The organism is Donghicola mangrovi (assembly GCF_013377535.1).
GTDB classification, from domain to species: Bacteria; Pseudomonadota; Alphaproteobacteria; order Rhodobacterales; family Rhodobacteraceae; genus Donghicola; species Donghicola mangrovi.
Genome location: NZ_JABCJE010000002.1, coordinates 349,673 through 362,703 on the forward strand (window position 1 = coordinate 349,673; position 13,031 = coordinate 362,703).

Sequence of the window (13,031 nt, forward strand, 5' to 3'; positions counted from 1 at the left end):
TTTCATACAGGCAAGAAACCTATCGAGCAGTGATACCTATATAAGCAATCTAGCGCCGCTCTCCAAGCTAAAAGTTTGAAAAGACACAGAACGGTGTCTAGGATTTTACCAAACATATCCGCATAGCGACCGAGGAGAGCAGTTCGTGGCATTGATTTTAAGGAAGAAACTGGGATTATCCACAGCTTTTGGGGTGTTGGCGCTTTTTGCTCAGGCAGCACTTTCAGAGCCGTCGCATGGCATCGCGATGTACGGAGAACCGGCGCTATCGGCCGGATTCGAATCTCTGCCTTACGTGAATGTGGACGCTCCAAAGGGTGGCCGGGTGGTCATGGGAGAGACCGGAAGTTTCGATAGTTTAAACCCGCATCAGGCCAAGGGATCGACTCCCTGGCAGCTGCGTTTTGTGGCCTATGAAAGCCTGATGGGCCGTAACTGGGACGAACCCTTCGGGCTCTATGGTCTGATTGCCGAAACAATCGAGACCGCGCCGGACCGCAGCTGGGTCGAATTCACCCTGCGCGACGGGGTCACGTTCAGCGACGGCACCCCTCTGACTGTCGAAGATGTGATGTGGTCCTATGAGACTTTGGGCACCATCGGGCACCCCCGTTATCTGGGAACGTGGTCCAAGGTCGCCAAAATGGAGCAGACCGGTGATCGCAAGATCAAGTTCACCTTCAACACCGACAACCCAGAGCTGGCCCTGCTGATCGGGATGCGCCCGATTCTCAAGAAGGCCCAGTTCGCGGATGTGCCCTTTGATCAGGCGGGCATCAGCGTGATCCCGATCACCACCGCCCCCTATGTGATCGACAGCTACGAAGCGGGCCGCTACGTCAGCCTCAAGCGGAACGAGAACTACTGGGGCAAGGACCTGCCCCTGCGCCGCGGCACCAACAACGCCGACGAGCTGCGCATGGAATTCTACGGCGATGAGTCGGTCATGTTCGAGGCCTTCAAGGCCGGTGAGCTGAACGCCTTCCGCGAGTCGAACGGCCAGAAGTGGGACACCGTTTACGACTTCCCCGCTGTGCAGCGCGGCGATGTGGTGAAGTCGGAAATCCCGCACCAGCGTCCCAGCGGCATCACCGGTCTGGCGATGAATATCCGCAAGGCACCCTTTGACGACTGGCGCGTGCGCGAAGCGATGATGCTGGCGTTCAACTTCGAATTCATCAACACCGCCCTGAACGGTGGCAAGCAGCAGCGCATCACGTCGTACTTCTCGAACTCGATGCTGTCGATGGATCACGGCCCCGCCACGGGCAAGGTTCTGGACTATCTGAACAAGTATCAGGACGCCCTGCTGCCCGGTGCGGTCGACGGCTATGACCTGCCCGTTTCCGATGGCAGCGAGCGCAACCGCAGCAACCTGCGCAAAGCCGCCGCCCTGCTGGAAGAGGCCGGTTGGACCGTTGGCCCCAATGGCCAGCTGACCGATGCCGAGGGCGCGCCCTTCAGCTTTGATATCCTGCTGCGCCAAGGCAGCAGCGAGGTTCAGGGCATCTCAGATATCTTTATCAAGCATCTGGAATCGCTGGGGATTAAGGCAACGGTCACCGTGGTGGATGCGGCCCAATACACCCAGCGCACCGATGCATTTGACTATGACATGACCTACTATCGCCGCGGCGTTTCGCTGAGCCCGGGCAACGAGCAGTACCTCTATTGGGGCTCCGAGGCGGCTGGCACCCAAGGCAGCTACAACATGATCGGTATCCAAAGCGCCGCCGTGGACGGGCTGATCGGGGATATCCTTCAGGCCCAGTCGAATGACGATTTCGTCGCCGCCACCAAGGCGCTGGACCGTGTGCTGACCACCGGCCGCTATGTGATCCCGTTCTACGAGTGGAATGTAAGCTGGATTGCCCATGACAAGCACCTGAAGTATCCCTCGAAGCTGCCGATCTACGGCGACTGGATCGACTTCATGCCCGACGTTTGGTGGTGGGAGGAATGATGACCCCGAAGACATTAGCGGTGTTGGCCCTGCTGGGCCTGCTGGCGGCCTGCAACACGGTGGAAGGTGTCGGAAACGACATCGCGGGTGGTGCGAATATGGTTCGCAGCTGGCTGTAAAACACCCTCTAGCCAGAACTGGCGGCTGGGTTTAACCTGCCGCCAGTTTTAATACCGGAAGCCCAATGAACATCCTCGTGCTTTGTACGGGTAATGACGCCCGCTCGATCCTTCTGGAATCGATCCTGAATGACGAAGCCCCCAATGGTATCACCGCCTATTCTGCTGGCTCTGTCCCTGCCGATGCCGTGCATCCGGCGGTGCTGGCCCTGCTAGAGGCCAACGACCACGACACCTCTGATCTGACGCCTTCGGACTGGCGCGACTATGCCGGCGACGATGCGATGCCGGTGGATCTGGTGATCACCCTGTGCAGCGAAACCGCGGCCAGAAAAGCCCCCGCATGGCCCAATGCCCCTGCGACCGGCTACTGGGATATCGCGAACCCCGTGGGCGCTGCCGACGAAGAGGCCGCGATTGCCGCCACCTTCGAGCAGCTCCACCGCCGCGCCAAGGCCCTGCTGAAGCACCCCATCGAAACGATGGACGCAGGCGAGCTGACCGCCGCTCTCAAGCGCATCGCCAAACAGGCCTGAGCGTTAAACCAATGACGTGACCCAGAGGATCATCGCGTCCTCCGGGCTCGTGGAAATCACGTTATGGCCCATGGTCCCGTCGTAATAGGCGCTGTCACCGCGCTTCATTTCGATGGGCTCATAGAATTCGGTGAACAGCGTGATGGTGCCGGTCAGGACATAGAGGAACTCCTCGCCGTCGTGGCGGACCCAGCCGTCGAACTCTTCCATCGACCGCGCGCGGATGCGTGCGCGGTAGGGCAGCATCGTTTTCTTGGTTAGCGTTTCCGCCAGCAGTTCGTGCTCGTAGGTGGCGGTGGTATAGGCCGCCCCCTCGCCCGAGCGCGTTGCGGTCATCCGGCCGTTCACCTGATTTTTGCGCGGCGGCGTAAACAGTTGCGGCACGCTGATCCCCAGACCCACGGCCAGCTTTTTCAACGCCTCATAGGTGGGCGACATCTGGCCGTTCTCGATCTTGGACAGGGTGGAGCGGGCCAGACCGGCCTGCTGGGCGGCCTGTTCCAGCGTCCAGTCCCGTTCCTTGCGAAGCTCGCGCACACGCGCGCCAAGGTCCAGCGGCAGAACGCTGCTGTCCTGATCGCTGTCACGGGCCACGCGAATAAGCTGTCTGGGGTCTTTTTCATTCATGGTTCAGCGTTTAATCCGACCTCCCAACTCTTGCAACTGGGGCCTTGCGGGCCTAGGCATTGGCCATGCTGTCGATCACCGAACCCACCTCCTTTGCGGCCTGCCCGCAGTCGTTCAATCTGGCCGCCTATGTGCTGGCCGGTTCCGGCGCCCCCGATGACAAGATCGCCCTTGCGGTGCTGGCCCTGTCCGGCGCCGAACGCTGGAGCTATGGCAAGCTGCGCGCTGCCGCGCTTGGCACGGGAACGGGCCTGCTGGCGGCGGGGCTGAAACCCGGTGATCGGGTGATGCTGCGGCTGGGCAATACGGTAGACTTTCCGCTGGCCTTTCTGGGCGCGATTGCGGCCGGTCTGGTGCCCGTGCCCACGTCATCGCAACTGACTGCGCCAGAGGCTGGCAAGCTGGCCCAGATCGTCCAGCCCGCCGCCATCCTGCAAGCACCCGAGGTGGCCGCGCCGACTGGCGACTGGCGCGCCATTCCCCTGACCGACCTGCGGGCGATGCGCGACTGCGCGCCTGTGGCGCCTGCGATGGGGGATGCGGACCGTCTGGCCTATATCATTTTCACCTCGGGCACCTCTGGTACGCCCCGCGCTGTGTGCCACGCGCACCGCGTTGTGTGGGCGCGGCGGATGATGTGGCAGGGGTGGTATGACCTGACCGCGAACGACCGCCTGCTCCATGCGGGGGCGTTCAACTGGTCGTTCACGCTGGGCACCGGCATGATGGACCCGTGGGCTTGTGGGGCGACCGCCCTGATCCCCGCCGACGGGACCGATCCAAAGGCCCTGCCCTTGCTGCTGAAACGCCACGATGCGACGCTGCTGGCGGCCGCGCCCGGCGTTTACCGCAAGTTCCTGAAAGACCACCCCAGCCTGAGTCTGCCCAAGCTGCGCCACGGCCTGTGTGCAGGGGAAAAGCTGCCCGAAGCCCTGCGCACCGCGTGGTTTGGGGCCACGGGCACCGGCCTATATGAGGCCTACGGTCAGACCGAGATTTCGACCTTTATTTCCGGTAGCCCCGCGCGCCCCTCGGCCGCTGGTACGCTGGGGGCGCCGCAGGACGGGCGCCTTGTGGCGATTGTGGATGATAATGGCCAGCCCGTGTCCCGTGGCACCGCGGGCACCATCGCCATCGACCACCGTGATCCGGGCCTGATGCTGGGCTATCTCGATGCCCCCGAGGCGACTGCGGAAAAACGTCGCGGTCCGTGGTTCCTGACTGGCGATCAGGGGATTATGGGCGAAGATGGCTTTATCACTTACCAAGGGCGCGACGACGACCTGATGAATGCCGGGGGCTTCCGCGTTTCCCCGCTAGAGGTCGAGGCCGCTCTTGCCCATTTTGAGGGGCTGCACGAGATCGCCGTCACAGACGTCGAAATCCGCCCCGATGTGCGTGTGATTGCAGCCTTTTACACAGCCGAAACCGAATTGGACCAGTCCGCGCTGACCGCCTATGCCGAGGCGCAGCTGGCCCGCTACAAGCAGCCCCGCGTCTGGGTGCGTCTGGCCGAACTGCCGCGCAACCCCAATGGCAAATTGCGGCGCAAGGACCTGAAACTCAGCTAAGGCCCCGAAAGGCACCCAATGGTTAAGCTAAATCTATTTTCCGATCCGATCTGCCCCTGGTGTTACATCGGCTTTGCTCAGCTGACCCAAGCACTGGCCGATCGCCCCAAGCATCCCTTTGATCTGGAATGGCTGCCCTATCAGCTGAACCCCGACATGCCCGCCGAAGGAATGGACAGACGCGCTTACCTCGAGGGGAAGTTCGGCGGCAAGGATGGCGCTGTCAAAGCATACGCCCAAGTCATTGAACGCGCAGAGGAAATGGGCCTTACAATGGATTTATCCTCCATTTCCCGCACACCTAACACGCTCGATGCGCACAGACTAATTCACTGGTCCGGGGTCGAGGGGCGGCAAACCCCCGTTGCCTCTGCGCTGTTTCAGGCCTACTTCACAGAGGGTCGCGATATCTCGGATCACGAGGTTCTGGCCGACATTGCCGACGGTGCCGGTATGGACGCAGCCCTAATCCTGCGCCTGCTTGCCAGTGACGCCGACAAACAGGAAATTTTGCAAAAAGACGCCATGGCCCGTGAAATGGGGGTTCGGGCGGTGCCGACCTTTGTGGTGGCCGGTCAACATGCCGTGCCCGGAGCGCAACCGTCAGAACTGTGGGTCAGGGTCATCGACGAATTAGTAGGAGCCTAATCCATATGTTCGCAGCCCCCACGAAACCTCTTAAATTTCCGGAATTCGTGGGGATGCTGGCAATGCTCTTTGCCACCCTCGCGTTTTCCATCGATTCGATGCTGCCTGCGATCCCGCAGATCGCGCAGCAGATGACACCGGACGACCTGAACCGCGCGCAGTTCATCATCACCAGCTTTGTGATGGGCATGGGCATCGGGACGTTCTTTGCCGGTCCCCTGTCGGACTGGTTCGGCCGCAAGATCACCGTGGCCGTGGGCATTGCGATCTACATGGTGGCCGCCCTCTATGCCGCGAATGCTCAGGATCTGGAGCATCTGCTGATCTCGCGCTTTATCATGGGCCTTGGGGCCTCGGCGCCTCGGGTGGTGAGCCTTGCTATGGTGCGTGACCTGTACAAAGGCCGCGAGATGGCGCGGATCATGTCCTTTGTGATGACCGTGTTCATTCTGGTGCCTGCCGCCGCGCCGTCCGTCGGTGCGCTGATCATCAGCTACAGTAGCTGGCGCGGGGTGTTCGTCGCGTTCGTGGTGTTCGCGCTGTTCTCGGGCAGCTGGCTGATGATCCGTCAGCCCGAAACGCTGGCCCCGGAAAACCGCCGCCCCCTGTCGTGGAAGGCGATCCGCTATGCCTTTGGCGAGGTGCTGGGGAACCGTCTGGTGGTCATGTACACCGCTGCTCTGTCGCTGGGGTTCGGCCTGATGTTTTCGTTCATCTCGAGCGCGCCGCAGCTCTTCACCGAGGCCTATGACCGCACGGACAGCTTCCCGATCTGGTTTGCGGGCGTGGCCGGTTTTGCGGCGATGGCGTCGTTCATAAACGCCCGTCTGGTGATGACGCTGGGGATGCGCCTTCTGTCCACCTCGGCGCTGTTCGCGCAGTTCGCGGCGACCATCGTGGCGCTGGTTCTGCTGGAAAGCGGCCTGATCCCCGTTGAGGGCGAGTTCTACGTGTTCATCGCCTATATGGCCGTGTCGTTCTTTATGATCGGTCTGGTGTTCGGCAACATCAACGCTCTGGCGATGGAGCCTTTGGGCCACGTGGCGGGCTTTGCCGCAGCGATCATCGGGGCGATCTCGACCATTCTGGCGGTGCTGGTGGCGGTTCCGGTGGGCTATTCCTATGACGGAACGCCCCTGCCGCTGATGATCGGCGTGCTGGTGTGTTCGGGGATTGCGTGGCTGATCATGATCATCTCGCGTCGTTACGACGTGCTGCAGACCGTCTGATCCAGCCAACCGCTGAAAAGACCAAAGGCCGCCTTATTTGGCGGCCTTTTTCTGTTTCTCGACTTCGACAACCTTTTCGGCCAGATCTTTGGCAATGGCAAAGGCGCCCTTGATCTTGTCGGCCTCGGTCGCCCATTCGCGGCGCACGACGATCTTGTTGTCCTTGATCTTGGCCGCGCCCTTTTCCCCTTGGATGAATTCGACCAGACCGGTGGGCGAGGCAAATTTGTCGTTGTGGAACTGGATGGTTGCGCCCTTGGGGCCGCCGTCCAGCTTGGCGATCCCTGCCCGCTTGCACATCGCCTTGATGCGGACGATCAACAGCAGCGTGTTTACCTCTTTGGGCAGCGGGCCAAAGCGGTCAATCAGTTCGGCGGCGAACCCTTCCAGCTCGACCTTCTTGGTAAGTTCGGACAGGCGGCGGTAGAGGCCCAGACGCACATCCAGATCGGGCACGAAATCCTCGGGGATCAGAACGGGCACACCAAGGTTGATCTGCGGCGCCCATTGGCCGTCGTCGTCCAGGAGCCCTTCCATCTTGCCGGATTTGATCTTGGCGATCGCCTCTTCGAGCATGGATTGATAGAGCTCGTAACCCACGTCCTTCATCTGGCCGGACTGTTCCTCACCTAGCAGGTTCCCCGCCCCGCGAATGTCCAAATCCTGCGAGGCCAGCGTAAAGCCCGCCCCCAGCGTATCCAGCGATCCCAGCACGCGCAGGCGCTTTTCTGCTGGGGCTGTCAGCTTGGCACGGGGTTTGGTGGTCAGATAGGCATAAGCGCGGGTCTTGGAGCGGCCCACACGGCCACGGATCTGGTAGAGTTGCGCCAGACCGAACATATCCGCACGGTGCACGATCATGGTGTTCGCGGTGGGAATATCGAGGCCCGACTCCACAATCGTGGTCGCCAGCAGCACATCGTATTTCCCGTCGTAGAACGCGTTCATCCGGTCGTCGAGCTCCCCCGCCGCCATCTGCCCGTGGGCCACGATATAGCTGACCTCGGGCACCTGTTCCTTTAGGAATTCCTCGATCTCGGGCAGGTCGGTGATGCGTGGCACCACATAGAACGACTGCCCGCCGCGATAGTGTTCGCGCAGCAGGGCCTCGCGGATGGTGACCTTGTCGAATTCGGACACGTAGGTGCGGATCGACAGACGGTCCACGGGGGGCGTGCCGATGATCGACAGATCGCGCACGCCGGTCAGCGACAACTGCAGGGTGCGCGGGATCGGGGTCGCGGTCAGGGTCAGCACGTGAATGTCGGAACGCAGCTGTTTCAGGCGCTCTTTGTGGTTCACGCCGAAATGCTGCTCTTCGTCGATGATCAACAGACCAAGGCGCTGGAATTTCACATTCTTGGCCAGAACCGCGTGGGTGCCGATGACGATATCGACGGTGCCCTCAGCTAGCCCCTTGCGGGTTTCGGTGGCCTCTTTGGCGGTGACAAAGCGCGACAGTTGGCGGACCTCGATCGGGAAGCCGCGGAAGCGTTCGGCAAAGCTTTTGGCGTGCTGGCGGGCCAGCAGCGTGGTCGGCGCGATAACCGCCACCTGAACCCCCGACATCGCCGCGATAAAGGCCGCCCGCATGGCGACCTCGGTCTTGCCAAAGCCCACGTCGCCGCAGATCAGGCGGTCCATCGGCGTGCCGCTGGTCAGGTCGGCCACCACATCGCCGATGGCGCGCAGCTGATCGTCCGTCTCCTGATAGGGGAAGCGGGCGCTGAACTCTTCCCACGCGTGGGGGGGCGGCTCCAGCATCTGGCCTTTGCGCAGGGCGCGTTCGGCGGCCACGCGGATCAGCTTGTCGGCCATCTCGCGGATGCGCTCTTTGAGGCGGGCCTTCTTGGCCTGCCATGCACCGCCACCCAGACGGTCCAAAAGCCCTTCGTCGTGGCCATAGCGGGACAAGAGTTCGATGTTTTCGACCGGCAGATAAAGGCGCGCGGATTCAGCGTATTCAAGGCTGATACATTCGTGCGCGGCTCCGGCGGCGGTGATTACCTCGAGCCCGTGATAGCGGCCGATCCCGTGGTCCACGTGCACCACCAGGTCACCGGGCGTCAGCGAGGTGGCCTCGGTCAGGAAATTCTCGGCCTTGCGGCGTTTCTTGGGCTGGCGGATCAGGCGGTCGCCCAAGACGTCCTGCTCGGAAATCACCGTCAGGGTCTTGCCCTCAAAAGGCGCTTCGAACCCGTGTTCCAGCGCCCAAACTGCCAGATGCAGGCCGGACTTGCCGATACGGGTGCCGTTCATGACGGGGATCGCCTCGGCCAGACCTTCGTCCTCGATCAAGCCGGTCAGACGTTCGCGCGCCCCTTCGGAGTAGCTGGCGACCAGCACCGGCCCCTGCCCCAGTTTGCGTTTAATGTGGTCGGCTAACGCCCCGAAAAGGCTGATGCTTTCCTGTTGGCGCTCGGGGCTGAAGTTGCGCCCGATCCGGCCGCCTGCGTCGATAACATTGAGGCCTGTGGCTTGGGGTAGCGGGTTGAACTGGATGACGCGGCGGTCCTGAACGGTGGTCTCCCACGCGGCGTCGTTCAGATAGAGCAGTTCGGGCGGCGCGGGTTTGTAGACGCTGTCGCCCTTCTTGCGGTTTTGCAGCGCGATCTTGCGGGTTTCGTACTGGTCGGCGATCCCCTCCCAGCGGGAGAGCCGGGCGGCGGTCATCGCCTCGTCCAGACAGATCACCGCGTCCAAAGCAAAGTCGAACAGGGTTTCCAAACGATCATGGAAGAAGGGCAGCCAGTGCTCCATCCCCTGCTGTTTGCGGCCGGCGCTGACAGCCTCGTAGAGGGCATCATCACTGCCGGCGGTGCCGAATTCGATCCGGTAGTTCTGGCGGAAGCGGGTGATCGCGGTCTCGTCCAGAATGACCTCGGACACAGGGGCCAGTTCGATGATGTCCAGCTTGTCCGTGGTGCGTTGGGTGGCAGGGTCAAAGCGGCGGATGCCGTCCAGCGTGTCGCCAAAGAAGTCCAGACGCACGGGGCCCGTGTCGCCCGGCGGGAAGATATCGATGATACCGCCGCGAATGGCGTAATCGCCGGGCTCCATCACCGTGGGGCTTTGGGTGAAGCCCATACGCACCAAGAAATTCCGCAGTTCTTTTTCATCAACGCGGCTGCCGACGGACGCGATAAAGGACGCCCCCTTCAGGGTGCTGCGGGCGGGAACCCGCTGGGTGGCGGCGTTCAGCGTGGTCAGGATGACATAGCGCTCGGGCATCCCGTGCACCAGCGCCGCCAACAGCGCCATCCGCGCCGCCGAGATATCGGCATTGGGCGACACCCGGTCAAAGGGCAGACAGTCCCACCCTGGGAACGTGAACACCGGCATGTCGGGCGCGAAAAAGGCCAGCGCATCGCGCATGGCCTGCATCCGTTTGTCATCGCGGGCAATGTGCAGGACCGGTGCTTTGGCCCGCTCCATTTCCTTTAGGATGAGTTGCGCGTCGAACCCCTCGGGGGCGCCGCCGACAGTCAGGTGTTTTGCGTTCCAGCTGGCCATGGTCAGTGCACTGCTCCGATGCTCATGTTCTGGTACATCCCCCACAGCGAGGTCACAAAGACCGCGCCCATGCCGATCAACTGGGTGTAGAATCGGTTACGGGTGATGGCGTTGCACAGATCGGGGCCGTGAATGCCCTGCGTGGCGATCCGGCGCGACAGGTTCAGGCGCATCCAGCCCACCAGCGTCAGCGGGCACAGAAGCAAGCCGGTGGCCTGCGCAAACTCGACCCCGAACCAGAAGCCCGAGACCAGAACCAGTGTTACCAGAAATGACAGGAACGCCACGATCCACACGCCCGACGTGTCGAAAACCATCAGGGTTCTTCGGGTTTTGATGTGGACCAGCGCGTTCAGATCCTCCATCGCTTGGCCACCATGACGGCGCGCGCGGCCCACCATGTCATAGGGCACCCCAAGCACGAAATGGCTGATCGACGACCACAGCGCCGCCAATGCGATCCAGTACCAGAGGTTCGAGAAAGATCGCATGTCGATCAGTTCAAAGATACGCCCGCCAAGATCCAAGGCTCTCTCCTGAAAATGATGTCAGGTTCGGGACATAGCGCGTCCCATCCGTAATGCCCAGTCTTGAGATGAGCCGCGATCCGTGGCACCCATCAAAAAACCTTCGGAGAACCGGTCATGCCCCACGCACCCACTGTCTTTCCCGCCGGCCGCCTGCGCCGCACCCGCCGCACGCCTGCCCTGCGCGGTCTGGCCCGCGAAAACCATCTGGCGGCCGAGGACCTGATCTGGCCGGTCTTTGTGCGCGATGGCGAAGGTGTCGAAGAAGAAGTGCCCTCGATGCCCGGTGTGTACCGCCGCAGCGTGGACAAGATCGTCGAAGCCGCCAAAGAGGCGTTCGATCTGGGCGTCAGCACCATTTGCCTCTTCCCCTATACGGACCCCTCCAAGAAAACGCTGGACTGCGCCGAGGCATGGAACCCCGACAACCTGTCGAACACCGCCACCCGCGCGCTCAAGGCCGCTCTGCCCGATATGGCGGTTATGACCGACGTGGCGCTCGACCCCTATAACATCACAGGTCAGGACGGCTTTATGGTCGATGGCTATGTGGTGAACGACGAAACCGTCGAGGCGCTGGTCAAGCAGGCCCTGTCTCAGGCCGAGGCCGGTGCCGACATCATCGGTCCCTCGGATATGATGGACGGCCGCATCGGCGATATCCGTGACGCGCTGGAAATCAACGGCCATTCCAACGTGGCGATCCTGAGCTATAGCGCCAAATACGCCAGTGCGTTCTATGGTCCGTTCCGCGATGCGGTCGGTGCCTCGGGCGTTCTGAAGGGCGACAAGAAGACCTATCAGCTGGATCCCGCCAACACCGACGAAGCGATGCGCTGCATTGCCCGCGATCTGGACGAAGGCGCGGATATGGTCATGGTCAAACCCGGTATGCCCTATCTGGACATCTGCCGCCGCGCCCGCGACGAATTCGGAGTTCCTGTGTTCGCCTATCAGGTTAGCGGGGAATACGCGATGATCCAGGCCGCTGCCCAGAACGGCTGGATCGACGGCGAGCGCGCGATGCTGGAAAGCCTGATGTGCTTCAAGCGGGCGGGCTGCAGCGGCGTTCTGACCTATTTCGCTCCGGCGGCTGCACGCATTATCGGTGCCTAAGGACCTGTAAATCCCGCCAAGGGTGCGCTTGTCGGGTGACATGCGCATCCAAGGGGCCTATAGTTCGCAGAATAACAACCGGGAATACCCCGTCAGAGGACAGGCAAGAACCATGACCAAGATCAGCCGTCGTTTCTTTACCGTCGCCGCATTGGGCGCTCTTCCGCTGGTTGCTGCTTGCGGCAATGGCACCAATTCGCAGGGCGCGCAGATCATCGACGCCCGCGTGGACAGCACCCTGAGCTACATGTTCAACAACTATCCCGGCACCCGCGAGCTGGCCGATAAATCGGTCGGTATGCTGGTGATGCCGCTGGTGACCGAAGCGGGTCTGGGTCTGGGCGGCGCCTATGGCCGTGGTGCCCTGCGCATCAACAACGCCACCGTTGACTACTACGCCTCGACCAAGGGCACCGTGGGCTTCCAGATCGGAGCGCAGCAGTATGCACACGTTCTGTTCTTCATGACCCCCGAGGCGCTTGCCGATTTCCGTCGCTCCAGCGGTTGGGCCGCCGGTGCGAACGTCGAATACGCGCTGGCCGACAAGGGCGAGAAAATCCGCGCCGAAACCACCACCTCGCTGGCGCCTGTCGTCGCGGTTGTGTTCGGTCAGACCGGTCTGCGTCTGGGCGCGACCGTTGAGGGTTCGAAATACACCCGCATCATCCCCTGATGGGTTGGGGCCCCGCGCCCCTTACCGCTTGGATGTCATAAGCAAATGGGTCTCGGAGGTGGTGACACCTTCGAGGCTTCTTATTTTGGCCAGCACCTCGTCCAGCGTGGCCAAGGACTGCGCCCCGACCTCTAGGATAAGGTCCCAGCGCCCGATGGTGGTGTGGACGGCCTCGACCTCGGGGATGCCGCGCAGGTGGCGCACGATGCGGTCAGCGCCGCGTCCCTCGATCCCGACCATGACCAGACCGCGCACGGGGGCTTTGTGGCCATCCCCGCTGAGCACCACAGAAAATCCGCGGATCACGCCTCGCTCTTGCAGTTTTTCCAGCCGCAATCGCACCGTTGCCCTTGCGATTCCCAAAATCTGGGCCAACTCGGACAGAGAGGCCCGCCCGTCCCGCCGCAATTCCGCGATGAGTGACAGGTCGATCTGGTCAAGCTGATGTGCAATCTGGTCGGTCATGCTGGTCAGTTTGTACATATTCCGTCCGGAATGACCAGCTTGAT

General features: G+C 61.9%; 12 protein-coding genes. 8 read left to right on the forward strand and 4 right to left on the reverse strand.

Annotated features, from left to right (window positions below; translation table 11 throughout):
- The first annotated feature begins 331 nt into the window (after positions 1-331).
- From HJ536_RS06215 to HJ536_RS06225, 3 genes are all read left to right on the forward strand, one after another.
- Positions 332-1,963 (forward strand): extracellular solute-binding protein, encoded by a 1,632-nt coding sequence (locus HJ536_RS06215; protein WP_420811085.1) that lies wholly within the window; start codon positions 332-334, stop codon positions 1,961-1,963.
- Positions 1,963-2,082 carry an entericidin EcnA/B family protein gene (locus HJ536_RS06220; RefSeq protein ID WP_176854314.1) on the forward strand — a complete coding sequence of 40 codons (120 nt, stop codon included), beginning with the start codon at positions 1,963-1,965 and terminating at the stop codon, positions 2,080-2,082. Before HJ536_RS06215 ends, HJ536_RS06220 begins: the two co-directional genes overlap by 1 nt.
- Before the next feature lie 65 nt (positions 2,083-2,147).
- A complete protein-coding gene (locus HJ536_RS06225) occupies positions 2,148-2,618 on the forward strand; it encodes an arsenate-mycothiol transferase ArsC (protein WP_177157053.1) in 471 nt (156 codons plus the stop codon).
- Between the two features lie 3 nt (positions 2,619-2,621).
- Here HJ536_RS06225 and HJ536_RS06230 read toward each other — a convergent pair whose 3' ends face one another.
- Positions 2,622-3,245, reverse strand: coding sequence for a helix-turn-helix domain-containing protein (locus HJ536_RS06230; RefSeq protein ID WP_176854318.1), 624 nt, complete (start codon positions 3,243-3,245; stop codon positions 2,622-2,624).
- A 65-nt stretch (positions 3,246-3,310) separates the two neighbouring features.
- Here HJ536_RS06230 and HJ536_RS06235 point away from each other — a divergent pair, with 65 nt between their 5' ends.
- Genes HJ536_RS06235 through HJ536_RS06245 form a run of 3 tightly spaced genes read left to right on the forward strand, consistent with a single transcriptional unit; the run spans position 3,311 to position 6,693 of the window.
- Positions 3,311-4,816, forward strand: a complete 1,506-nt coding sequence (locus tag HJ536_RS06235) for a class I adenylate-forming enzyme family protein (protein WP_177157054.1) — start codon at positions 3,311-3,313, stop codon at positions 4,814-4,816.
- 18 nt (positions 4,817-4,834) lie between these two features.
- A complete protein-coding gene (locus HJ536_RS06240; protein ID WP_177157055.1) occupies positions 4,835-5,464 on the forward strand; it encodes a DsbA family oxidoreductase in 630 nt (209 codons plus the stop codon).
- A 5-nt stretch (positions 5,465-5,469) separates the two neighbouring features.
- A complete protein-coding gene (locus tag HJ536_RS06245) occupies positions 5,470-6,693 on the forward strand; it encodes a multidrug effflux MFS transporter (protein ID WP_176854324.1) in 1,224 nt (407 codons plus the stop codon).
- 33 nt (positions 6,694-6,726) lie between these two features.
- Here the strand turns inward: HJ536_RS06245 and mfd are convergent, their stop codons facing one another.
- Positions 6,727-10,206 carry a transcription-repair coupling factor gene (mfd, locus tag HJ536_RS06250; RefSeq protein WP_177157056.1) on the reverse strand — a complete coding sequence of 1,160 codons (3,480 nt, stop codon included), beginning with the start codon at positions 10,204-10,206 and terminating at the stop codon, positions 6,727-6,729.
- A 2-nt stretch (positions 10,207-10,208) separates the two neighbouring features.
- Entirely contained in the window at positions 10,209-10,733 is a 525-nt protein-coding gene (locus HJ536_RS06255) for a component of SufBCD complex (protein ID WP_177157057.1), read from the reverse strand.
- 117 nt (positions 10,734-10,850) lie between these two features.
- On the opposite strand from HJ536_RS06255, the gene hemB reads away from it, so the two are divergent.
- Both hemB and HJ536_RS06265 read left to right on the forward strand, forming a co-directional pair.
- A complete protein-coding gene (gene hemB / locus HJ536_RS06260; RefSeq protein WP_177157058.1) occupies positions 10,851-11,849 on the forward strand; it encodes a porphobilinogen synthase in 999 nt (332 codons plus the stop codon).
- 112 nt (positions 11,850-11,961) lie between these two features.
- On the forward strand, positions 11,962-12,522 hold the full coding sequence (locus HJ536_RS06265) for a lipid-binding SYLF domain-containing protein (RefSeq protein WP_176854331.1): 561 nt from the start codon (positions 11,962-11,964) through the stop codon (positions 12,520-12,522).
- Positions 12,523-12,543: 21 nt separating this feature from the next.
- On the opposite strand, the gene HJ536_RS06270 is transcribed toward HJ536_RS06265, so the two are convergent.
- On the reverse strand, positions 12,544-13,005 hold the full coding sequence (locus HJ536_RS06270; protein WP_228028647.1) for an Lrp/AsnC family transcriptional regulator: 462 nt from the start codon (positions 13,003-13,005) through the stop codon (positions 12,544-12,546).
- Positions 13,006-13,031: the final 26 nt, after the last annotated feature.